Source organism: Streptomyces sp. NPDC088246 (genome assembly GCF_044741025.1).
In the GTDB taxonomy this organism is placed as follows: Bacteria; Actinomycetota; Actinomycetes; order Streptomycetales; family Streptomycetaceae; genus Streptomyces.
In genome coordinates this window covers 84,737-106,686 of sequence record NZ_JBIURV010000011.1, presented here as the reverse complement: position 1 = coordinate 106,686, position 21,950 = coordinate 84,737, and the positions used below count along the sequence as shown (strand labels likewise).

General features: G+C 70.3%; 16 protein-coding genes and 2 pseudogenes. 9 read left to right on the top strand and 9 right to left on the bottom strand.

Going from position 1 to position 21,950, the window contains the following annotated elements; translation table 11 throughout:
- Window positions 1–279: 279 nt before the first annotated feature.
- The 6 genes and pseudogenes from ACIPEK_RS17420 to ACIPEK_RS17395 form a co-directional block, all read right to left on the bottom strand.
- A complete protein-coding gene (locus tag ACIPEK_RS17420; protein ID WP_401996642.1) occupies window positions 280–1,023 on the bottom strand; it encodes a DUF4232 domain-containing protein in 744 nt (247 codons plus the stop codon).
- A gap of 173 nt (window positions 1,024–1,196) precedes the next feature.
- The gene (locus tag ACIPEK_RS17415) at window positions 1,197–4,199 is read right to left on the bottom strand and encodes a BTAD domain-containing putative transcriptional regulator (RefSeq protein ID WP_401996639.1); all 3,003 of its coding nucleotides are present in this window, start codon (window positions 4,197–4,199) and stop codon (window positions 1,197–1,199) included.
- 131 nt (window positions 4,200–4,330) lie between these two features.
- Window positions 4,331–4,552, bottom strand: a complete 222-nt coding sequence (locus tag ACIPEK_RS17410) for a DUF6458 family protein (protein ID WP_401996636.1) — start codon at window positions 4,550–4,552, stop codon at window positions 4,331–4,333.
- A 104-nt stretch (window positions 4,553–4,656) separates the two neighbouring features.
- The gene (locus ACIPEK_RS17405) at window positions 4,657–5,955 is read right to left on the bottom strand and encodes a M18 family aminopeptidase (protein ID WP_383069855.1); all 1,299 of its coding nucleotides are present in this window, start codon (window positions 5,953–5,955) and stop codon (window positions 4,657–4,659) included.
- A gap of 115 nt (window positions 5,956–6,070) precedes the next feature.
- Window positions 6,071–6,283: pseudogene (locus ACIPEK_RS17400) on the bottom strand (Uma2 family endonuclease); the annotation flags it as partial.
- A 205-nt stretch (window positions 6,284–6,488) separates the two neighbouring features.
- A complete protein-coding gene (locus tag ACIPEK_RS17395) occupies window positions 6,489–8,315 on the bottom strand; it encodes an acyl-CoA dehydrogenase (protein WP_401996633.1) in 1,827 nt (608 codons plus the stop codon).
- Between the two features lie 172 nt (window positions 8,316–8,487).
- On the opposite strand from ACIPEK_RS17395, the gene ACIPEK_RS17390 reads away from it, so the two are divergent.
- From ACIPEK_RS17390 to ACIPEK_RS17380, 3 genes are all read left to right on the top strand, one after another.
- Entirely contained in the window at window positions 8,488–8,928 is a 441-nt protein-coding gene (locus tag ACIPEK_RS17390; RefSeq protein WP_072487501.1) for an SseB family protein, read from the top strand.
- A 143-nt stretch (window positions 8,929–9,071) separates the two neighbouring features.
- Window positions 9,072–10,028: a pirin family protein gene (locus ACIPEK_RS17385; RefSeq protein WP_327274223.1), complete on the top strand. Its 957-nt coding sequence runs from the start codon at window positions 9,072–9,074 to the stop codon at window positions 10,026–10,028.
- Window positions 10,029–10,078: 50 nt separating this feature from the next.
- Entirely contained in the window at window positions 10,079–11,134 is a 1,056-nt protein-coding gene (locus ACIPEK_RS17380; protein WP_401996630.1) for an AI-2E family transporter, read from the top strand.
- 44 nt (window positions 11,135–11,178) lie between these two features.
- Here ACIPEK_RS17380 and ACIPEK_RS17375 read toward each other — a convergent pair whose 3' ends face one another.
- On the bottom strand, window positions 11,179–13,269 hold the full coding sequence (locus tag ACIPEK_RS17375) for a SpoIIE family protein phosphatase (protein ID WP_401996627.1): 2,091 nt from the start codon (window positions 13,267–13,269) through the stop codon (window positions 11,179–11,181).
- A 196-nt stretch (window positions 13,270–13,465) separates the two neighbouring features.
- On the opposite strand from ACIPEK_RS17375, the gene aspS reads away from it, so the two are divergent.
- The 4 genes and pseudogenes from aspS to ACIPEK_RS17355 all read left to right on the top strand — a co-directional run bounded on the left by aspS (window position 13,466) and on the right by ACIPEK_RS17355 (window position 17,369).
- Window positions 13,466–15,283, top strand: coding sequence for an aspartate--tRNA ligase (gene aspS / locus ACIPEK_RS17370; RefSeq protein WP_383069866.1), 1,818 nt, complete (start codon window positions 13,466–13,468; stop codon window positions 15,281–15,283).
- Between the two features lie 119 nt (window positions 15,284–15,402).
- A pseudogene (locus tag ACIPEK_RS17365) lies at window positions 15,403–15,672 on the top strand (dioxygenase); the annotation flags it as partial.
- Between the two features lie 224 nt (window positions 15,673–15,896).
- On the top strand, window positions 15,897–16,721 hold the full coding sequence (locus ACIPEK_RS17360) for a L,D-transpeptidase family protein (protein ID WP_401996623.1): 825 nt from the start codon (window positions 15,897–15,899) through the stop codon (window positions 16,719–16,721).
- Between the two features lie 66 nt (window positions 16,722–16,787).
- The gene (locus ACIPEK_RS17355; protein ID WP_401996620.1) at window positions 16,788–17,369 is read left to right on the top strand and encodes a Uma2 family endonuclease; all 582 of its coding nucleotides are present in this window, start codon (window positions 16,788–16,790) and stop codon (window positions 17,367–17,369) included.
- Between the two features lie 78 nt (window positions 17,370–17,447).
- Here ACIPEK_RS17355 and metG read toward each other — a convergent pair whose 3' ends face one another.
- The gene (gene metG, locus ACIPEK_RS17350; protein ID WP_401996617.1) at window positions 17,448–19,052 is read right to left on the bottom strand and encodes a methionine--tRNA ligase; all 1,605 of its coding nucleotides are present in this window, start codon (window positions 19,050–19,052) and stop codon (window positions 17,448–17,450) included.
- 148 nt (window positions 19,053–19,200) lie between these two features.
- Between metG and ACIPEK_RS17345 the strand changes: the two genes are divergently transcribed.
- Window positions 19,201–19,854 carry a response regulator transcription factor gene (locus ACIPEK_RS17345; RefSeq protein ID WP_198677111.1) on the top strand — a complete coding sequence of 218 codons (654 nt, stop codon included), beginning with the start codon at window positions 19,201–19,203 and terminating at the stop codon, window positions 19,852–19,854.
- Window positions 19,851–21,071, top strand: coding sequence for a sensor histidine kinase (locus ACIPEK_RS17340; protein WP_401996614.1), 1,221 nt, complete (start codon window positions 19,851–19,853; stop codon window positions 21,069–21,071). Before ACIPEK_RS17345 ends, ACIPEK_RS17340 begins: the two co-directional genes overlap by 4 nt.
- Here the strand turns inward: ACIPEK_RS17340 and ACIPEK_RS17335 are convergent.
- The coding region (locus ACIPEK_RS17335; RefSeq protein WP_401996611.1) for a VWA domain-containing protein at window positions 21,005–21,950 on the bottom strand (946 nt) is incomplete at its 5' end. The two genes, ACIPEK_RS17340 and ACIPEK_RS17335, sit on opposite strands and share 67 nt — an antisense overlap.

Sequence of the window (21,950 nt, the reverse complement as noted above, 5' to 3'; positions counted from 1 at the left end):
GAGGGCCTTCTGCGCCGGGTGAGGTGTGTGCGGCGGGGTAGGGGCCACGTCCCGCGGGGCTCGTCGTACGGCCCGGCTCAGAGCCTGTCGGGTGACCTCCGACCGGGCGGCCACGCCCTGGCACGCACGCTTCCCGCGTTGTCGTCAGTCACCGACTCCCCCATAGCCGAAGGCATGGGGGGACCCCCTTCGCGTCGACTCCCTCCTCCGCCTTGGAATCGCACGCACCAGACCGCGTCCGCTATCCGATCGGAGATCACCCGACAGGCTCTCAGCGGGTCAGGAGGTGCCCGCCTGCTTCATGGAGCTCACGGCTTCGGCGACCGTGCTCCGGTACAGGCCGAGCTTCGGGTCGCGCACCTTCACATCGGGGCCGAGCTCGAAGTTCTGCGTCTCCGCGTTGGGCATGTGGTCGCCGTCGGCGAGCACGTTCATCTCGTCGATCCAGGTCAGGCCGTTCGCACCGCTCGGGTTGAGGTCGATCACGGCGATGGCGGCCGTCTTGGGCTTGACCGGGTACGCGGGTGCGCCGCCCAGGCCGCCGGGAACGGTCGGCTGGATGTCGGAGCTGTGGTCCGAGGCCTTCGCGGCGCCCAGGCTGACCCGCGGGAAGTAGCTCAGGCCGCAGGAGTTCGCGCCGACGTTGTTGACCTCGATCACCTGCTGGGTGGCCGAGCCCTCACGGGGGTACACGCGCACCGACAGGTCCCCGCTCTTGCACGGGTGCTTGTAGGCGTAGCTGTCGCTGGTGTCGCCGCCCGTCTTGGCGCTGCCGTTGGACGTGCCGGTCTTAGAGGTGCCCGTCTTCGTGGCTCCGGTGTTCTGCCCGGCACCGCCGGTCTTCGCGGTGCCCGTGGTCGTCGCGTCGGTGGCGTCCGTCGAGGCGGCAGCCGCTGCGGCGTCGCTCGCCGGGCCGGCGGACTTCGTGCCGGAATCGTCGCCGCCGCAGGCGGTGAGGGCCAGGGCGAGCACAGCGGTGGTCGCGGCGGCAAGGACGGTGGTGCGGTTGCGGAGCGTACTCATGGAAATTCCCCCGAGTGTGACGGTGAGGCGAACGCCGGGTCATCTGGCGAGCGCCTCTGACCTGCTGACATTCATGAGTCTGGGGTCCGCCGCTCATGTTCTGCTGCCGTCCCGCTAACGTCCGGCTGACGCCCCCGCCCCTCACTCTCACGTCGCTGCGCGGGGGGCGCGGCTCACCCTTCGTCGGCGAGCCGCCGGACCGCCTGTTCGTACCGCTCGCGGTACTCCGACCCCGCCGTCACCCGCAGCAACGCTTCGAGGGCCCGTACTGCTCCCTCGTCGTAATCGGCGCGCTCCGCCTCCTCGGCCGCCCGGTCCAGCAGCCGGATGCCTTCGCTCTCCTCGCCGAGCGCCAGACGGGCCTCGCCGCTGGTGGTCAGCAGCAGAACCCGGCGTGTGACCTCCTCGTGCTCGGGCCCGAGGTCGAGCGCCGTCCGGGCGGAGTGCAGGGCGTCCTGCGGGCGGCCGGCGGTGAGCTGCATCCGGGCGAGGTGCTGCAGGGCGAGCATCTCGGTGTGCGCGTCGGATTCCTCGCGGGCCAGGCCGACGGCCCGTTCGCAGCCCTCCAGCGCCAGGTCGAGCCCGCCCTGTTCGGCGTGTACGACGGCCAGGTTGATCAGCGCGGTCGCCTCGCCGAGCCGGTCACCGGCCTGCCGGGCGAGGCCGGGCGAGCGTTCCAGCAGGGTGACGGCCTCGGCGGTCCTGCCCTCCGCGGTCAGCACCCAGCCCAGCAGATTGATCACCCGCGACTCGGCGTACGGATCGCTCTCGGTGCGGGCGGAGTCCAGCGCCAGTTCCAGCAGCGGGGCCCAGTTGTCCCGTACCCGCCACACCACCTGCGGCCACTGGAGCAGGATGATCCGCCAGGCCCGGTCGTCGAGCCCGGCGGCCCGGGCCGCGACGGCGGCCAGGGCCAGGTCGTCGCGTTCGGTGGCCAGCCAGCGCATCGCCGCCGCCCGGTCGGTGAAATCTCTTGTAGCGGCGGGGCGGTGGTGGTCGTCCGGCAGGACGAAGCAGGGCTCGCCGCCGGGTTCGGCCGTGTCGGCGGCGGCGAGCGCGGTGGCGATGTAGTGGTCGAGGACACCGACGAGGGCCTCGGACCCGGACGCGGGGTCCAGACCGCGGGCGTAGAGGCGTACCAGATCGTGCAGCACCCAGCGCCCGGGCGCCGTCTCGGTGACGAGGTGGGCGGTGGCCAGCCGTTCCAGCGCCGCTGCCGCGACGACCGGGTCCGTACCGGCGAGTGCGGCGGCCGTGTACGGGTCGAAATGGCTGCCGGGGTGGTGGCCGAGCCGGGCGAACTGGTGGACGGCGTCCGGCGGCAGCTGCTGCACGGTCAGCCGCAGCGCGGCCGAGACACCGGTGTCGTCCACGTCGAGGTACGTCAGCCGGCTGCGCTCGTCGGCCAGTTCGTCGGCCAGTCCTGCCAGCGTCCACTGCGGACGCCCCGCCAGCCGGGCAGCGGTGACCCGCAGGGCGAGCGGCAGGCCTCCGCAGAGCCCGGCGAGCCGGCGGGCCGCCACCGGTTCGGCGAAAACCCGTTCCTCGCCGAGGACACCGGCCAGCAGGGCCGTGCTGTCCTGCGGTTCGAGTATGTCGAGCGGAACGGGACGGGCCGCGTCCGAGGCGATGAGGCCTTCCAGCCGGTACCGGCTGGTGACCAGCGTGACGCAGTCGGTACCGCCCGGCAGCAGTGGCCTGACCGTCGCGGAGTCGCGGGCGTTGTCGAGGACGACGAGCAGCCGGCGCCGGTCGGTCAGGGAACGGAAGAGCGCCGCTGCGGCGGGGACGGACTCGGGGACGCGGCGCGGCGCGACGCCGAGCGACAGCAGGAACTCACGCAGCACCTCGATGAGCGCGGGCTCACCGGTGTCACTGAATCCGCGCAGATCGGCGAAGAGCCGTCCGTCCGGGAAGGCGGCGGGGTTGCGGTGCGCCCACTGGACGGCCAGCGCGGTCTTTCCCACGCCGGCCGGTCCGGTGACCAGGCAGACGGGCGCCTCGCCGGCCGCGGCCCGGGTGAGCGCGGCCAGTTCGGCGCCCCGCCCGTGGAAGCCGCGGGGTGCACGGGGCAGCAGATCGGTGGGGTGCGGCTCGCCGACGAGGGGCGGCGGGGGGAGCGGACGGGGAGACGGCAGGCGGCCGGGGGCGGAGTCCGCACCGGCTCCCGCCCCGTCCCCCGTGCCGCTGATCAAGTGGCACGGTCGGTCGGCCGGTTCGGCCCCCGTATCCGGCCCGGCCCGACGCTCGGCCACCGGACGGGCCACGGACACAGCCCCGCTGCCGTTGGCGATGCCCGTGCCGTTGCCGTGACCGCTCCCGCCGCCCGCGCCACTGCCGATGCGTGGCCGGACCGGACCGCGCAGCGGCGCTGCCGGGCCGTCGGCCGTGTTCCGTCGGGCTTCCGGTGCGGTGTCCCGTCCGGCGTCCGGCCCGGGGTCGCCGCGCAGGATCAGCGCGTACGCGTCGGCGAGCTCGTGCCCCGGATCGACCCCCAGCTCATCGGCGAGCAGCCGCCTCGTGCGGTGGAACCAGTCCAGTGCCTCCGACTGACGACCCGCCCGGTACAGCGCCGTCATCAAGGCCGCCGCCAGCGACTCCCGCATAGGATGCGCAACCGCTTCCGCCCGTAGCACCGAAGCCGCCCGGCTGTGCTCCCCCAACACCGTATAGGCGAGCGCCAGTTGCTCGACCGTCGCCAGTCGTGACTCCTCCAGCGAGTGCGCGGCCGCCTGGAGCGGCGGACCGGCGAACGCGCCGTTGAGCGCCGGTCCCTGCCACAGTGACAGGGCATCCTTGAGCATCAGTACGGAGTCGGCGGGGCTGCGCTGCTCCCGCGCCAGCATCAGCAGTTCCTCGAACCTCTGGGAGTCCAGCAGGGTTTCCGGTACCCGCAGCAGATACGCGTCGCCGAGGGTGACCAGCTCCACCCCGTACGCCTCCGCGTCCGCGCCCACCAGGAGCGCGCGCAGCCGGGACACATGCCCCTGGATGACGCCACGGGCGTGCAGCGGCGGTGTGTCGTCCCACAGGCAGTCCGTCAACCGGGCGATGGAGACCGGTGTGTTGGCGGACAGCAGGAGCGCGGCGAGCAGGCTGCGGCGTTTGGCGGGGCCGAGTGGCAGCGGCCCGGTGAGTGTGTCGACGGAGACGGTGCCGAGCAACCGGAACTCCACGAGTGTCTCCCCTTCCGGGCGGGATGCGCCCGAGGTGGGGCTCGGGACAAGTCCCAGAATATCGGGGGTTCCGAGGGGCCGACGACGGGTCACGCCCGGTCGGCGGGGCGCGAGCTGACCGGCGCCGTGGGTCAGGGGTGGCGGCGCTCGTCCCCGGACACGACAGTGGTGCTGGGCGGCACGACCATCCGGCGACGCCGCGCGGTGCTCGCGTGGACGAAGACCCCGATGATGCCGACGGTCATCATGATCCAGCCGGCCAGGCCGACGTTGACGGTGTCCATCTTCCCGTCGGTGGCGAAGGCCGGTATCGCCCCGGCACCGATGAGGATGACGCACCCTCCGAGTCCCATGAATCCCGCCGCCTCGACGGCCCGGTGGTTCCGGGCCGGTGTACGGATCGCGTACCCGGCCCGGCAACGACCATGCCCGGGGCTGCGGTCGGGGCGGGGGAGACTCAGCCGGCCAGGAACGCCGTCATCGCGTTGGCCAGCAGATACGGGTCGTCCGCGCCGCACAGTTCACGGGCGCTGTGCATGGACAGGATCGCGACGCCGACGTCCACGGTCTGAATGCCGTGCCGGGCGGCGGTGATCGGGCCGATCGTGGTGCCGCACGGCATCGAGTTGTTGGAGACGAACGTCTGCCACGGCACGTCCGCCTTCTGGCACGCGGCCGCGAAAACGGCCCGGCCGCTGCCGTCGGTCGCGTACCGCATATTGACGTTGACCTTGAGGATCGGTCCGCCGTTGACCACCGGGTGGTGGGTCGGGTCGTGGCGCTCGGCGTAGTTGGGGTGGATCGCGTGACCGGTGTCCGAGGAGAGACAGACGGTCCCGGCGAAGGCGCGGGCACGGTCCTCGTACGTACCGCCGCGGGCGAACACCGAGCGTTCCAGGACCGTGCCGAGCAGCGGTCCGTCGGCGCCGGTGTCGGACTGCGAGCCGTTCTCCTCGTGGTCGAAGGCGGCCATGACCGGGATGTACGGAAGTTCGGCGTCCGGCTGCCCGGCGACGGCGGCGAGCGCGGCGGTCGCGGAGTGCACGGAGAGCAGGTTGTCCATCCTGGGCCCGGCCAGCAGCTCACGGTCCCGGCCCAGGTAGGCGGGCGGCTCGACGGGGTGCGGCATCAGGTCCCAGCCGGTCACGTCCTCGGCGTCGACGCCCGACTCCTCGGCGACGAAGCGGATCAGGTCGCCCTCCTCGACGTCCCCGAGCCCCCAGATCGGCTGCATGTGCTTCTGCCGGTCGAGCTTCAGGCCGTCGGGGTTGGCGGAACGGTCCAGATGCACGGCCAGTTGCGGTACGCGCAGGAGCGGCCGGTCGATGTTCACCAGCCGGTGCGTGCCGTCGCGCAGCGAGATCCGGCCGGCGAGACCGAGGTCCCGGTCGAGCCAGGTGTTGAGGAGCGTCCCGCCGTAGATCTCCACGGCGATCTGCCGCCAGCCGTACGCCCCGGTGTCGGGCAGCGGCTTGACCCGCAGATTCGGCGAGTCGGTGTGCGCCCCGACGATCCGGTACGGAGTGTGCGCCGCGGCGCCCTCCGGCACGTACCAGGCCACGATCGCACCGCCGCGCAGGACGTACTTCCCCCCGCTGGTGCCGTCCCAGGCCGCGGTCTCCTCGACCTGTCGGAATCCGGCCTTCTCCAGCCGCTCGGCCGCGGTGGCCACGGCGTGGTACGGGGAGGGGGAGGCCATCAGGAAGGCCATCAGATCGTCGGTGTGACCGCGGTCGAAGCGGAGGGAGGAACTCATGTTCTTCACTGTAACGAGGCCGGACCGGGAGGTTTCACCGTCGTCCCGCGGCCGGCGCCCGCTCAATGTCCGGGGAGTGTCGCGGGGGGCTTCTCGCCGTTCCGGGCCACCAGGACTACAGCTTGTCGGTGGCGGTCAGGTCGATGTCGTACGGGGCGGAGAGCTTCAGCCGGTCGTGGTGGACGCCGGTGGAGACGTATGTCTTGTCGACCGGGTCGAGTGTGTATGTCCGGACCACGGGCCGGTCGTTCTCGCCGGCCATTTCGACGAGCCAGAAGTGCTCGATGCCTGCGCCCGCGTACTTGTGCGGCTTGGTGTCGCGGTCGCGGTGTAGCCGTCCGGCGGCGGGACCGGCCACTTGGAGGCGTCGCGCCGCGGCTGCAACGCTTCGGGCAGTGCCTCGCCGGTGATGGTTCCTCCCACGGGCGGGATTCTCGCCCGTGCACTCGGCGTACCCAGCTGATACGACAGCACCGCCACCCGAAAGCGTGTCCGGGTGACGGTGCGTGTTCACGATCTCGGGCGGAGAAGGCCTAGAACGCGGCCTCGTCCAGCTCCATCAGCGAGTTGTCGACGGACTCGGCGAGTGCGCGCTCGGCGGAGACGCCCGGCAGGATGTTCGCGGCGAAGAACTTCGCGGCGGCGATCTTGCCCTGGTAGAAGGCGACATCCTTCGCGGAGGCGGCCGGCAGCTTCTCGGCCGCCACGGCCGCGCCCTTCAGCAGCAGGTAGCCGACGACGACATCGCCGGAGGCCATCAGCAGGCGGGTGGTGTTGAGGCCCACCTTGTAGATGTTCTTGACGTCCTCGCCGGTCGCCGTGAGGTCGGTGATCATCGTGCCGACGATCGCCTCCAGGTCCACGGCCGCCTTGGCGAGCGAGTCCAGCGCACCGGACAGTTCCTCGTTGCCCTGGGCACCCGCGAGGAACTTCTTGATCTCCTCGGAGAGGGCATTGAGCGAGGCACCCTGGTCGCGGACGATCTTCCGGAAGAAGAAGTCCTGGCCCTGGATCGCCGTCGTGCCCTCGTACAGCGTGTCGATCTTGGCGTCACGGATGTACTGCTCGATCGGGTACTCCTGGAGGTACCCGGAGCCGCCGAACGTCTGGAGCGACTGCGCCAGCTGCTCGTACGACTTCTCGGAGCCGTAGCCCTTCACGATCGGGAGCAGCAGGTCGTTGAGGCCGTGCAGCGCCTTCGCGTCCTCGCCCGCGGCCTCCTTCTCCTGGATCGCGTCCTGGACGGAGGCGGTGTACAGCACGAGGGAGCGCATGCCCTCCGCGTACGCCTTCTGCGTCATGAGCGCGCGGCGCACATCGGGGTGGTGCGTGATGGTGACCTTGGGGGCGGCCTTGTCCATGAACTGCGACAGGTCCGTGCCCTGGACGCGCTCCTTGGCGTACTCCAGCGCGTTCAGGTAGCCGGTCGACAGGGTCGCGATGGCCTTCGTGCCGACCATCATGCGGGCGAACTCGATGATGCGGAACATCTGGCGGATGCCGTCGTGCTTGTCACCGATCAGCCAGCCCTTGGCAGGGTGCTGGTCGCCGAACGTCATTTCGCAGGTGTTGGAGGCCTTGAGGCCCATCTTGTGCTCGACGTTCGTCGCGTACACGCCGTTGCGCTCGCCCAGCTCGCCGGTGGTCCAGTCGAAGTGGAACTTCGGGACCATGAAGAGCGAGAGGCCCTTCGTGCCCGGACCTGCGCCCTCGGGGCGGGCCAGCACGTAGTGGATGATGTTCTCGGACATGTCGTGCTCGCCCGAGGTGATGAAGCGCTTCACACCCTCGATGTGCCAGGAGCCGTCCTCCTGCTCGACGGCCTTCGTGCGGCCCGCGCCGACGTCCGAACCGGCGTCCGGCTCGGTCAGCACCATCGTCGAGCCCCACTGCTTCTCGACGGCGATCTCGGCGATCTTCTTCTGCGCCTCGTTGCCCTCGTCGAAGAGGATGCCGGCGAACGCCGGGCCCGAGGAGTACATCCAGACGGCCGGGTTCGATCCGAGCAGCAGCTCCGCGTAGGACCAGATCAGGGAGCGCGGGGAGGTGGTGCCGCCGATCTCCTCGGGCAGGCCCAGACGCCAGTACTCGGAGTCCATGAACGCCTGGTACGACTTCTTGAAACTCTCCGGTACCGGCGCGGTGTTGGTCTCCGGGTCGAAGACCGGCGGGTTGCGGTCGGCGTCGGCGAAGGATTCGGCCAGCTCGTTCTCCGCGAGGCGGGCGACCTCGTCGAGGATGCTCTTCGCCGTCTCGACGTCCATCTCGGCGAACGGGCCGGTGCCGTACGTCTTGTCGCGCCCGAGCACCTCGAAGAGGTTGAACTCGATGTCGCGGAGATTCGACTTGTAGTGCCCCATGGGAAGGCTCCGTAATCAATAGCAGTGGCATGCAGCACCCCGGGAAGGGGTGTGGGCCGGGCGGGCGACGAGCTGGCGGTGCGTATATCAGCTGACCTCTCCGATGATGCTACCCGCCAGTAATAAGACGCAACCCCTCAAGGTCCTGATGTGTCCGATTACTCTTTGCGGTATGTACGGCTACGACCAGAACCCGGGCGCACAGCAGCAGATGGGTGGCGGCTACGGCGAGCAGCCGCTGTATCCCGAGCCTTCGCCGCCGTCCCTGGGGGATGCGGTACGGGCCTTCACCACCGGCTCGCTGTCCGCCGAGGACTTCCAGCAGATCTTCGCGACGTCGAAGGTCTACTGCCCGCGCGGTGACAACCCCGGATTCCTCGCGCTGCACAACACTCAGCAGCCGGTGATCCCGATGTTCACCACGCTCAAGGAGTTGCGGCTGTACGCGGGCAAGGAGTCCAAGTACTTCGTGATCACCGGGGCCGAGGTGATCGACCTGCTGCCGACCGGCTACGGCTTCGTCCTCGACATGGAGGGTGAGCACCGGATGGTCTTCGACGCCAAGGCCGTGGAACAGATGGTCGACTTCGCGATGCGCCGTATGTACGGCTGACGTCCGAGTCCTCCGGAAGGGGCCCGTACCTGTCGGTACGGGCCCCTTCTCGTTGTCGTGGGCGGTGCGGGAATGAACGACGCCTTGCAGGATGTTCACCATTCAACTAAATTGAGCTCAGGACAATCCCGGAGGTGGCTCCCATGCCCGCAGTGACCGTCGAAAACCCACTGACCCTGCCCAAGGTCGCCGCCTCGGGCGACGCCACGGCCCGTCCCGTGCTCGCCGTCACCACGGCGCCGAGCGGATTCGAGGGCGAGGGCTTCCCGGTTCGCCGTGCGTTCGCCGGGATCAACTACAAGTACCTCGACCCGTTCATCATGATGGACCAGATGGGCGAGGTGGAGTACGCGGCCGGAGAGCCGAAGGGCACCCCCTGGCACCCGCACCGCGGCTTCGAGACCGTCACGTACCTGATCGACGGAACCTTCGTCCACCAGGACTCCAACGGTGGCGGCGGGACCATCCGCAACGGCGACACCCAGTGGATGACCGCCGGGTCCGGCCTCCTCCACATCGAGGCCCCGCCGGAGTCCCTCGTGATGTCGGGCGGTCTCTTCCACGGCCTCCAGCTCTGGGTGAACCTGCCCAAGGCCGACAAGATGATGGCCCCCCGCTACCAGGACATCCGCGGCGGCCAGGTCCAGCTCCTCGCCTCCCCGGACGGCGGCGCGCTGCTCCGCGTCATCGCCGGTGAGCTCGACGGGCACGAGGGCCCCGGCATCACCCACACCCCGATCACGATGATCCACGCCACCGTCCGCCCCGGCGCCGAGGTGACCCTGCCGTGGCGCGAGGACTTCAACGGACTCGCGTACGTGCTCGCCGGGCGCGGCACCGTCGGTGCGGAGCGCCGCCCCGTCCACATGGGGCAGACCGCGGTCTTCGGCGCCGGTTCCTCGCTGACCGTCCGCGCGGACGAGAAGCAGGACGGCAACGCCCCGGACCTGGAGGTCGTCCTGCTCGGCGGCCGTCCGATCCGCGAGCCGATGGCGCACTACGGGCCGTTCGTGATGAACAGTCAGGCCGAACTGAAGCAGGCCTTCGAGGACTTCCAGGCCGGTCGCCTCGGTACGGTGCCCGCCGTCCACGGAATGTGACACCCGCGGACGGAGTGGACATCACACCTGCGCCGTGATCGGGTGGGAGGGTGCAGACCCCAAATCCCCTCCTGCCCGAAGGCGCGCGGCGCACAGCCGCCTGGTGCGGTGTCGTTCTCCTCGTCACCGGGGTCGCCGCCGTCGCGGTCTGGCTGTGCATCATCTTCAAGACCGCGGTCACCCCCGTTCTGCTCGCGCTGCTCGGTACGGCGCTGCTCGGCCCGGTCCACCGCCGGCTGACCGCCCGCGGGATGAACCGCTCGCTGGCCGCGGGGCTCACCTGCGCCCTGCTCGTCGCGGTGGTCGGCGGCGCCGGATACATCGTCGTCACCGCGCTCGTCGACACCGGCGACCAGATCATCCGGTCGCTGAAGGACGCCGGGCAGTGGATCATCGATCACTTCGGGATCAGCAAGAACACCAATGTGGACGACCTCGTCGCCAACGCACAGAAGCTCGTCGAGAAGTTCGGTGCGAGCGCCGCGGGCGGAATCCTGTCCGGGATCAGCCTGATCGGCTCGCTGATCGCGACCAGCGTCCTCGCCCTCCTGCTGACCTTCTTCTTCCTGCGCGACTCCGACAAGGCCGTGCAGCTCGCCCACTCCGTCGCCCCGCGCGGTACCGGGGACCTGGTCGAGGCCATGGGGCGGCGGGCGTTCGAAGCCGTCCAGGGCTTCATGCGCGGCACCACGTTCATCGCGCTGATCGACGCCGTCTGCATCACGGCCGGTCTGCTGATCCTGCGGGTGCCGGGCGCGGTGGGGCTCGGTGCGCTGGTCTTCGTCGGCGCCTACATCCCCTACCTCGGGGCGTTCCTCTCCGGTGCGGTCGCGATCCTGGTCGCGCTCGCCGACCGGGGAATCGTGATCGCACTGTGGGCGCTGGGGGTCGTGCTCGCCGTACAGGTGCTGGAGGGCCATGTGCTCCAGCCGATGATCCAGAGCCGTACGGTCCAGATGCACCCCGCCACCATCATGATCGCGATCACCGCGGGCGCCAGCGTGGCGGGCCTGCTGGGCATGCTGCTCGCGGTACCGGCCTGCGCGGCGGCCTTCGGCATCCTCGGCGAACTGCGCGGAGAGCGTTCCAGCCCGTCCGGCGCTTGAGGACGCAACCGTCCACGCGCGAGGCGCGAACCCGACGACCCGGTTCATTCCCCTGCCCCCGACTCGTACAGCTCGAACCAGATCGACTTCCCCGCCCCCCGCGGATCCACTCCCCACGCATCGGCGAGCATCTCCATCAGCAGCAGCCCCCGTCCGCTGGAAGCCATCTCCCCGGGCCGCCGCCTGTGCGGCAGCTCGTCGCTGCCGTCGGCCACCTCCACCCGCAGCCGCCGCTCACCGTGCTCCCCCGTCGCCTGGGCGACCATCAGCGCGTCCCCGTCCGTGTGGACGAGGACATTGGTGGCCATCTCGGAGATCATCAGCACCGCCGCGTCGACCTGCTCCGGATCTGCCCAGTCATGCAGCAGCTCCCGCAGCTGCTGCCGGGCCGCCGCGACCCGCGCCGGCTCGGCCTGGGCGATGGTCAGCGCGGTGCGCCTCGGCGCCGTCTCCCTCGGCGCCCCACCGTCGCGCCTCAGCAGCAGCAACGCGATGTCGTCCTCCCGGCGGTCCGCCAGCGGCCCGGTGGTGTAGTGCGACGTCGGCCCGTGCACGGCCTCGACGAGGGCGTCGGCGAGCTTCTCCAGATCGGACGTGTCCCGTTCCAGGACCGGCCGCAGCCGGACCCAGCCGGTCCACATGTCATGGCCGCCGGTCTCGATCAGCCCGTCGGTACAGAGCATGATCGTTTCTCCGGCCTCCAGGGTGAGCCGGGTCGTCGGATAGTCGGCGTCCGCCTCGACGCCTAGCGGCAGCCCGCCCTCGGTCCGGCGGATCATCGCGGTCCCGTCGGCGGTGATCACCACCGGATCGGGGTGGCCGGCCCGCGCGATGTCGAGGACGCCGGTCTCCGGGTCGGCCTCCGCGTACAGACAGGTCGCGAAGCGCGGCCCGGTCTCCTCCCCGTCCTCGTACGCATCGGTGAGCCCGGAGAGGAACCGCGACGCACGGGAGAGCACCGCATCCGGGCGGTGCCCCTCGGCGGCGTACGCGCGCAGGGCGATCCGCAACTGCCCCATCAGGCCCGCGGCGCGCACATCGTGGCCCTGGACGTCACCGATGACGAGGGCGATACGGCCGTTGGGGAGCGGAATCTTGTCGTACCAGTCGCCGCCGACCTGGAGCCCGCCGCCGGTCGGGATGTAGCGGGCGGCGACCTCCATCCCCGGGATGTCGGGGCCGAGGGAGGGCATCATCGAGCGCTGCAGCCCCAGCGACAGCTCCCGCTCGGTCTCGGCGACCCCGGCCCGGGTCAGCGCCTGGGCGAGCATCCGGGCCACGGTCGTCAGTACGGACCGCTCGTCCGGTGAGAACGACACCGGGTGCCGGAACCCCGCCATCCAGGCGCCCATGGTGCGCCCCGCCACGATCAGCGGCAGAAAGGCCCAGGAGCGGTGCCCGAAACGGCCGGCGAGCGACCAGGTGGCCGGGTAGCGGCGGCTGTAGTCCTCGGGGGAGGGCAGATAGATGGCCCGCCCCGTCCGTACGACCTCGGCGGCCGGATAGTCGGTCTCCAGCGGCATGTCGTCGAACGGGCCCTCGTCGCCCAGCCGGTGCCCATGGTGCCCGATGATCGTCAGCCGTTCGCCCGCGATGCCGAAGACCGCCAGGCCGTCCGGCGAGAATCCGGGCATGGAGAGCGAGGCGGCGACCCGCAGCACCTCCTCGGTCGACCGGGCCTCGGCCAGCGCCCGGCCCGCGTCCAGCAGGAACGCCTCGCGGGAGCGGCGCCAGTCACCGGTGATGGGGGTGTGCGCCCCGGTGGTGCCGGGCTGTGGCTCGGCGACCTCCTGAAGGGTGCCGACCAGCACATAGGCCGTGCTGCCCGGCTCCTCGGGTGGGAGCGGCTTGGAACGGCTGCGTACGGTACGCAGCACCCGGCCGTCTTCGTCCACGATCCGCAGCCGGGCCTCGGCGAGGGTGCCCTCGGCGACTGCGAGATTCACCACCCCGTAGATCTCGTTCCAGTCGACCGGATGAAAACGGGAACGCACCGCGGACTCACGGAAGACACCGGCAGCGGCGGGCAGCTCGAGCAGCCGGGCCGCCTCCGCGTCGAGCGTGACGGTCCCGGTTCCGTTGTCCCAGCGCCACAGGCCGGTCGCGGTCGCGGCCAGGACGTCCTCGGTGCGCATTGCCCCAATTTAAGAAGATCTCCTCCGTGGACGCCACCGAGGAATGCCGTCCAGGGCCCGGCCGGACACGGTCCACCACCCGCCCGTCGCGCTTCGGATGATCTTGAAATGTCAATGTCAATGATTTGGTGCGGGTCCGGGCGGTAGCCTGGGGAGGCTGAATCCACCCCGAACCGCGAAGACTGGATGAACGAGAATGCATCGGTACAGGTCCCACACCTGCGGCGAGCTCCGCGCCTCTGACGTCGGCACCGACGTCCGGCTGAGCGGCTGGCTGCACAATCGCCGAGACCTGGGCGGCATCCTCTTCATCGATCTGCGCGACCACTACGGTCTGGTGCAGCTCGTCGCCCGTCCCGGCACCCCCGGCAACGAGGCCCTGGCGAAGCTCACCAAGGAGACCGTCGTACGGATCGACGGCAAGGTCTCCGCGCGCGGCGCCGACAACGTCAACCCGGAGCTCCCCACCGGCGAGATCGAGATCGAGGTCACCGAGGTCGAGGTGCTGGGCGAGGCCGCCCCGCTGCCCTTCACGATCAACGCCGAGGACGGGGTCAACGAGGAGCGGCGCCTGGAGTACCGCTTCCTCGACCTGCGCCGCGAGCGCATGCACCGCAACATCATGCTGCGCTCGGCCGTCATCGCCTCCATCCGCGCCAAGATGGTGGCCCTCGGCTTCAACGAGATGGCGACCCCGATCCTCACCGCGACGTCCCCCGAGGGCGCCCGTGACTTCGTCGTCCCGTCCCGCCTGAACCCGGGCAAGTTCTACGCCCTGCCCCAGGCCCCGCAGCAGTTCAAGCAGCTGCTGATGATCTCCGGCTTCGACCGCTACTTCCAGATCGCGCCGTGCTTCCGCGACGAGGACGCCCGCGCCGACCGTTCGCCCGGCGAGTTCTACCAGCTCGACGTCGAGCTGTCGTTCGTCGAGCAGGAAGACGTCTTCCGGCCGATCGAGAAGCTGATGACCGAGCTCTTCGAGGAGTTCGGCAACGGCCGCCACGTCACCTCGCCGTTCCCGCGCATCCCGTTCCGCGAGGCGATGCTGAAGTACGGCAACGACAAGCCGGACCTGCGTGCCAAGCTGGAACTGGTCGACATCTCCGACATCTTCGCCGACTCGGAGTTCAAGGCGTTCGCCGGCAAGCACGTCCGCGCCCTCCCGGTCCCGGACACCGCGGGCCAGTCCCGGAAGTTCTTCGACGGCCTCGGCGACTACGCCGTCCAGCACGGCGCCAAGGGCCTGGCCTGGGTCCGCGTCGGCGAGGACGGAACCCTTGCCGGTCCGATCGCCAAGTTCCTGACCGAGACCGACATCAAGACCCTCACCGAGCGTCTGTCCCTCGTCCCCGGCCACGCGGTCTTCTTCGGCGCGGGCGAGTTCGACGAGGTCTCGAAGATCATGTCCGCCGTCCGCGTCGAGGCCGCCAAGCGCGCCGGCCACTTCGAGGAGGGCGTCTTCCGGTTCTGCTGGGTCGTCGACTTCCCGATGTACGAGAAGGACGAGGACACCGGGAAGATCGACTTCTCCCACAACCCCTTCTCGATGCCCCAGGGCGGCATGAAGGACCTGGAGGAGAAGGACCCCCTCGACATCCTCGCCTGGCAGTACGACATCGTCTGCAACGGCATCGAGCTGTCCTCCGGCGCCATCCGCAACCACGAGCCCGACGTGATGCTCAAGGCCTTCGAGATCGCCGGCTACGACCGCGAGACCGTCGAGCACGAGTTCGCGGGCATGCTCCGCGCCTTCCGCCTCGGCGCTCCGCCGCACGGCGGCATCGCCCCGGGCGTCGACCGCATCGTGATGCTCCTGGCCGACGAGCCCAACATCCGCGAGACGATCGCCTTCCCGCTCAACGGCAACGCCCAGGACCTGATGATGGGCGCCCCGACGGAGCTGGACGAGTCCCGCCTGCGCGAGCTAAACATCCAGCTCCGCAAGCCCGCCGCGCCGGCGAAGGAGAAGGCCGAGGCCAAGGACTCGGTAGCTAGGGACACCGGCGCGAAGTAAGCGTCAGCGGTTCCGCTTCTGTTCCACGTGAAACAGCCCCTGGCCGCCGGTCAGGGGCTGTTTTGCGTCGTGGCCACCCTCCACAGCAACGCACAGGCGGCACACACGCCACTCCCAACGATGCCGGGTACGAGGGCGGACACACCTGCCACACCGGGCAGTTCTTCTTCGCGGAGTCCGCGGTCCTGGACTCGGCGGAGGTCGAGCCGTACTCGACCAGCACCACCACCCGAACGACCCTCACCGAGGACACCATCTACGACCGGAGTGGGGTCACGGGCGGACTGATGAAGCTCTCGTACCGCAAGCACCACATGGCGCGTGGCGTCGTCGGCTCGATCACGATGGGCGTGGACCCGGACGAGACGCACGACGGCACGGATCTCTGACCTGCCCTCAGATCTGCGTACCCCCGCGGAGATGAAGGGACCGGAACCTACACTCACGAAACGGGTCCGGGCTCTTTCCGCGGGCGTGCCCGGCGGGCGGTACAGCCGTATGGCCCTCGTGCGGATTCGCGCTCGCGTGTCGCGGCGTTAACTGGGTTCAGCGGGACGAGGCGTGACGGGGAGCTCGCCCGTGCTGCCTTCGCCCACGACGCTGAGGAGTACCTGTGTCCGTGTTCCGTCCGTCGGCTGCCCGGCGTCCCCCGTACGCCGTCTGCGCCGGAACGTGTGCCGCCGCGATTCTGCTGCTCACCGCCTGCGACAACATCACCCATACTGCCACGGGAACCCGCGATGTCCGGGTAGGCGCCACGATCTCCGCCGGTGTCGCGGGTCCCCAGGCCGACGGCGTGCGGGGACGGGCCGCCCCCGGTCCGTACGCGCCGCGCATCAGCCCCCGCGAGATCCCCGCGCTGGGACCGAGGACCAGGTTCGCGATCCCGGCCGATTCGCGGCAGGCACTCGTCGTCACCGGCGACGCCTACGACTCCAGCCTGTCCACCGCGGTCCTGTACACCCGCGACGGCCCCGCCCAGGGCTGGCGCGCGGCCACGGAACGCTGGCCGGCCCGCAACGCCCTGAACGGCTGGACGGACGAGCACTGGGAGGACGACCTCCGCACCCCGACCGGTGTCTACGGACTGACGTCCGCGGGCGGCCTGCTCGATCCCCCGGGGACCATGCTCCCGTACAACCAGAGCCCGGCGTTCGCGGTGAGTGGCGAGGGGCTCGACGGGGAGTCGCTGGAGGGTTCTTTCGACTATGTCATCGCCATCGACTACAACCGGATCCCCGGCGCCTCACCCCTGGACCAGAAGCGTCCGCTCGGCCAGGAGCGGGGCGGCGGCATCTGGATCCATGTGGACCACGACGGCCCGACCCAGGGCTGCATCTCGCTCCCCGAGGACCGGATGAGGGAACTGCTGCGACTCCTCGACCCGGCGAAGAAGCCGGTCGTCGTGATGGGGGACGCACAGGGGCTGGAGCGGTGAATCCCGCGTACGGCCCGGCGTCGGGCCCGTACGCTGAAGGGAGCCCGTTTCCTTCAGAAGGCAGTGATGAGTGTGGTCGAGGAGGGTGTGCTGACCCAGGAGGTCTTCGAGGACCTTGCCCGTCACGCCATACGCGCCGAAGAGGCACTGCGTCTGGAGTTCGTGAACGGGAAGCTGGGGGTCAAGGCTGCGCCGGACGGGGATCACGGGCGGATCATCGCCTGGCTGACGCAGATCTGCATGCAGTCGGGCCGGGGTAATTGGCTCTTCGCCGAACAGGGACTGCACATCGAGACGTACCGCAAGGGCAACGCGCGCCCGGACGGTGCACTCGCCCCGCTCGAAAACTTTGTCGGCCAGGGCGAGTGGGCCAGCCCCGACGGCGTCCTGATGGTCGTCGAGGTCACCTCGTACGACGAGGACACCGACCGCCGGGACCGCGTCGAGAAGCCGCGTGCGTACGCCGAGACGGGCATTCCCGTCTACCTGCTCATCGACCGCGGCACCTGCGAGGTCAAGGTGCACTCGCAGCCCGACGGCGTGCGGTACGAGCAGGTGGTGACGGTTCCGTACGGGAAGACCGTCGAACTGCCCGACCCGGTGGGCATCGCACTGGACACCGAGCCACTGAAGAACTGGGTCCGCTGACCCCAAGGCGGCAGAGCACGGCGAAGGGCCGGGACCGATCGTGCGGTCCCGGCCCTTGCCGTGCGTACGTGCGCCGGCTTACGCCGGCTTCTCCTCCAGGCGGGGGAAGAGCACCGCGCCCTTCGTCACCGTTGCGCCCACCGGGAGCCGGCCCCAGGTGCCCGCGTCCTGCACGCGCTGGTCGGACAGCGCGCCCAGGGACGCCTCGGCGCCGAGGGAGTCCCACAGCTTCTGGGAGGTCTCCGGCATCACGGCGTTCAGCAGGACCGCGACACCGCGCAGTGACTCGGCGGCCGTGTAGAGGATCGTCGCGAGGCGGGCCTGGCCCTCGGGGGAGGTGTCCTTGGCGACCTTCCAGGGCTCCTGCTCCGTGATGTAGCCGTTGACCTGCTTCACGAAGTCGAAGACCGCCAGGATGCCGGCCTGGAAGTCCAGCTCCTCGCCGATCTTCCGGTCGGCCGTGGCGACGGCCTTCGCCAGCCCCTCCTGGACCGCCTTCTCGGCGTCGCCCGCGGCGGTGGCCTCCGGGAGCGCCCCGCCGAAGTACTTGCCGACCATGGCGGCGACACGCGAGGCGAGGTTGCCGTAGTCGTTGGCGAGCTCGGAGGTGTAGCGGGCGGAGAAGTCCTCCCAGGAGAACGAGCCGTCGCTGCCGAACGCGATGGCGCGCAGGAAGTACCAGCGGTACGCGTCCACGCCGAAGTGGGAGGTCAGGTCCTGCGGCTTGATGCCCGTCAGGTTCGACTTCGACATCTTCTCGCCGCCGACCATCAGCCAGCCGTTGGCCGCGACCCGGCCCGGCAGCGGCAGACCCTGCGCCATCAGCATCGCGGGCCAGATCACCGCGTGGAAGCGGAGGATGTCCTTGCCGACCAGGTGGACGTCGGCGGGGAAGGTTCCGTCGAACTTCTCCTGGTTGGCGCCGTAGCCGACCGCCGTGGCGTAGTTGAGCAGGGCGTCGACCCACACGTAGATGACGTGCTTCTCGTCCCACGGCACCGGGACGCCCCAGTCGAAGGTCGAGCGGGAGATGGAGAGGTCCTGCAGGCCCTGCTTGACGAAGTTCACGACCTCGTTGCGGGCGGACTCGGGCTGGATGAAGCCCGGGTTGTTCGCGTAGAACTCCATCAGCTTCGGGCCGTACGCGCTCAGCTTGAAGAAGTAGTTCTCCTCCTTGAGGATCTCCACCGGCGTCTTGTGGATCGGGCACAGCTTGACGCCGTTCTCGTCCTCGATGAGGTCGCCGGGGAGCTTGTACTCCTCGCAGCCCACGCAGTACGGGCCCTCGTAGCCGCCCTTGTAGATCTCGCCCTTGTCGTACAGGTCCTGCACGAACTCCTGCACCCGGTCGGTGTGCCGCTTCTCCGTCGTACGGATGAAGTCGTCGTTCGCGATGTTCAGGTGCTCCCAGAGGGGCTTCCATGCCTCCTCGACGAGCTTGTCGCACCACTCCTGCGGAGTGACGTTGTTCGCCTCGGCAGTGCGCATGATCTTCTGACCGTGCTCGTCCGTGCCGGTGAGGTACCACACCTTCTCGCCGCGCTGGCGGTGCCAGCGCGTGAGCACGTCGCCTGCGACGGTCGTGTAGGCGTGGCCCAGGTGAGGAGCGTCGTTGACGTAGTAGATGGGGGTCGAGACGTAGTACGCCGTCGCCCCCTGCTTCTCGGATCCAGTGGCCGCCATGGTCGAAATCCTAACGGCCTGCGGAAGATCAACTCACACCGATAAACCGGGCCCAGTGCGCGGAGACCTTTGCGAAACATTCCTTCCCGTAACAAAGACGCATCCTGGGAGGGAGTGGACACGCATGCACGAGGCAGGGGACATCACGATGCGGGTACTGGTCGCCGAGGACGAGGAGATCCTGGCGGAGCTGGTCGCTACCGGGCTGCGGCGGGCGGGGTTCGCCGTCGACACGGTGTACAGCGGCGACGCCGCCCTCGCCTACCTGGGGCTGCACGACTACGACGTCGTCGTCCTCGACCGCGACCTGCCGCGGGTGCACGGCGACGACGTGGCGCGGGGGCTGGTCGCCTCCGGCTCGCGGACCAGGATCCTGATGCTCACCGCCGCCGGTTCCATGGAGGACCGGGTCGCCGGCCTCGACCTCGGCGCCGACGACTATCTGGGCAAGCCGTTCGAGTTCCCCGAGCTGGTGTCGCGGGTACGGGCGCTGCGGCGGCGCAGCGCCCGCCCCGTACCGCCGCAGCTGGAACGCCACGGCATCCGGCTCGACACCGTACGGCGCACCGCTTCCCGGGAGGGGCGGGAGCTGGATCTCTCGCCGAAGGAGTTCTCGGTGCTGCAATTGCTGCTGGAGGCCGACGGCGGGACCGTCAGCGCGGAGGAGCTGCTGGAGCGGGCCTGGGACGCCAACGCCGATCCGTTCACCGGCGCGGTCCGCGTCTGTATGAGCAAGCTGCGCGGGAAGCTCGGGGAACCGGCCCTGATCCGTACGGTGCAGGGTGTGGGGTACGCCCTGTGAAGCGCCTGTTGCGCGTTCCGCACGTCCAGCACTCCACGATCCGGACGAGGATCGCGCTCGTGTACGGCGGGGTGTTCCTGGTGCTCGGGACGGCGATGCTCACCACCGTCAACCTTGCCGCCCGCGCGGGTACGGACTCCCAGGCGCGCGCCATCGCCCGCACGGCCGTGGTCGTCCAGCCCGGATACGCGGTGAACGGCCCTCTCATCACCCGGCGCAGCCTCGGGCCGCCCACCGTCTACGACCTCACCGACGACGTCAGCGACGCGGCCGGTCATCAGCTGCTCGTGTGGTCCGCGGCCTCGCTGCTCGTCATGACGGCCTGCGCGGTCGGCGTGGGGTGGTGGACCGCGGGGCGGGTCCTGCGGCCCGTCCACGCCATGACCGCGAAGGCGCGCCGGCTCTCCGAGCACACCCTGCACGAACGGATCGCGTCCAGCGGCCCCGACGACGAACTGAAGGAGCTCGGCGACACGCTCGACGCGCTGCTGGCCCGGCTGGAGAAGGCGTTCGACAGCCAGCGGCGGTTCATCGCCAACGCCTCGCACGAGCTGCGGACGCCGCTCGCCACCCAGCGGGCCGCGATCCAGATCGGCCTCGACGATCCGTCCCAGGAGGATCTCGTACGGACCCGGCAGACGCTCCTGGACAACAACCGGCGCAGCGAGCGGCTCATCGAAGGGCTGCTGGTCCTGGCGCGCAGCGAGCGCGGGCTCGCCGCGGGCGAGCGGGAAGCGGTGGACCTTGCCCAGGTGGTGGCGGAGGAGGTGTCCCGGCACCCGGGAGCGAAGGTCGATGCCGGGCCCTGTGCGGTACGGGGGAACCGGCTGCTGCTCGCCCAGCTGGTGGCGAATCTGCTGGCCAACGCCGTCACGTACAACGTGCCCGACGGGACGGTGGAGGTGTCCCTGGTGACGGCGGGCGACGGGGTGCTGCTGGAGGTGCGCAACACCGGGCCGGTGGTGGACGCGGCGGACATCCCCGGGCTGTTCGAGCCGTTCCGGCGCGGCGAGGGCAAGGACCGGATGGGGCGCGGATCGGGGCTCGGTCTCTCGATCGTTCGTTCTATCGCTGTGGCGCACGGCGGTACGGTCACGGCGGTGCCGGGCCCCGAGGGCGGGCTCGCCGTGACCGTACGTCTGCCGGTGGATCAGTTCTCGGCCGCAGCTTCGCGGGCCGTGATCCAGGCGGGGAGGGCGGCGAGGACCTCGCGGTAGAACGTGGTGTCCGCGACCTCGCGGGGGGCGGGGCCCGCGTGGAAGAACCCGGCGTTCGGGACGTCCAGCTTCCGCAGGAAGTCGAAGCCCTTCGCGTCCTCGTCGCCGAACGCGACGAACTGGAAGAACAGCGGCAGCCGCGCCGCCTCGGCCAGCGCCTGCTTGGCGGGCTGCTTGGCGTCCGGCGGGCCGTCCGTCTGGAAGATCACCAGGGCGGGGCCGGTGGCCTCCGACTTCTCGTAGTGCGCGACTACCTCTTCGACGGCGCGGTGGTAGTTCGTACGGCCGAGGCGGCCCAGGCCCGCGTTCAGCTCGTCGATCCGGCCCTCGTGCGACGTGAGGTCGACCGTGCCGGTGCCGTCGATGTCGGTCGAGAAGAAGACGACGGGGACGGTGGCGTTCTCGTCCAGGTGGGCGGCGAGGGCCAGGGTGCGGTCGCCCAGGTGCTGGGCGCTGCCGTCCTTGTAGAACGGCCGCATGGAGCCGGAGCGGTCGAGGACCAGGTAGACGGTGGCGCGCAGCCCGGTCAGCCGGTGCGCCTCCAGCCCGGCCTGGGCGGCCTTGTACGAGTCGACGAGCACGGGCGCGTGGGACTCGACCTGGGCGAGGGGGAGGGCGGGCTCGGGGGTCGGGGTCGCTTCGGGGGCCGTGCCGGCCGGGATTTCGGCCTTCGGCTCGACCTCGGCGGGGGCCTCGACGGCGGCGGGCTCGGGCTTCGGCTCGACGGCGGCGGGCTCGGGCTTCGGCTCGACCTTGGTGGCGGGCGCGGCCACCGGTTCCGGCTCGGCCTCGGCGGTGACCGGTTCCGGCTCGGTCTCGGCGGTGGGTGCGACCACCGGCTCGGCGGGGGCGTCGGCCTCGACGGCAGTGGACGTCGCC

Excerpts from the sequence above, each read along its gene's own strand:
- ACIPEK_RS17420 (WP_401996642.1), bottom strand. The coding sequence starts at position 1,023 with ATGAGTACGCTCCGCAACCGCACCACCGTCCTTGCCGCCGCGACCACC.
- ACIPEK_RS17410 (WP_401996636.1), bottom strand. The coding sequence starts at position 4,552 with ATGGGACTCGGAGGGTGCGTCATCCTCATCGGTGCCGGGGCGATACCG.
- ACIPEK_RS17405 (WP_383069855.1), bottom strand. The coding sequence starts at position 5,955 with ATGAGTTCCTCCCTCCGCTTCGACCGCGGTCACACCGACGATCTGATG.
- ACIPEK_RS17395 (WP_401996633.1), bottom strand. The coding sequence starts at position 8,315 with ATGGGGCACTACAAGTCGAATCTCCGCGACATCGAGTTCAACCTCTTC.
- ACIPEK_RS17390 (WP_072487501.1), top strand. The coding sequence starts at position 8,488 with ATGTACGGCTACGACCAGAACCCGGGCGCACAGCAGCAGATGGGTGGC.
- ACIPEK_RS17385 (WP_327274223.1), top strand. The coding sequence starts at position 9,072 with ATGCCCGCAGTGACCGTCGAAAACCCACTGACCCTGCCCAAGGTCGCC.
- ACIPEK_RS17375 (WP_401996627.1), bottom strand. The coding sequence starts at position 13,269 with ATGCGCACCGAGGACGTCCTGGCCGCGACCGCGACCGGCCTGTGGCGC.
- aspS (WP_383069866.1), top strand. The coding sequence starts at position 13,466 with ATGCATCGGTACAGGTCCCACACCTGCGGCGAGCTCCGCGCCTCTGAC.
- ACIPEK_RS17355 (WP_401996620.1), top strand. The coding sequence starts at position 16,788 with ATGAGTGTGGTCGAGGAGGGTGTGCTGACCCAGGAGGTCTTCGAGGAC.
- metG (WP_401996617.1), bottom strand. The coding sequence starts at position 19,052 with ATGGCGGCCACTGGATCCGAGAAGCAGGGGGCGACGGCGTACTACGTC.
- ACIPEK_RS17345 (WP_198677111.1), top strand. The coding sequence starts at position 19,201 with ATGCGGGTACTGGTCGCCGAGGACGAGGAGATCCTGGCGGAGCTGGTC.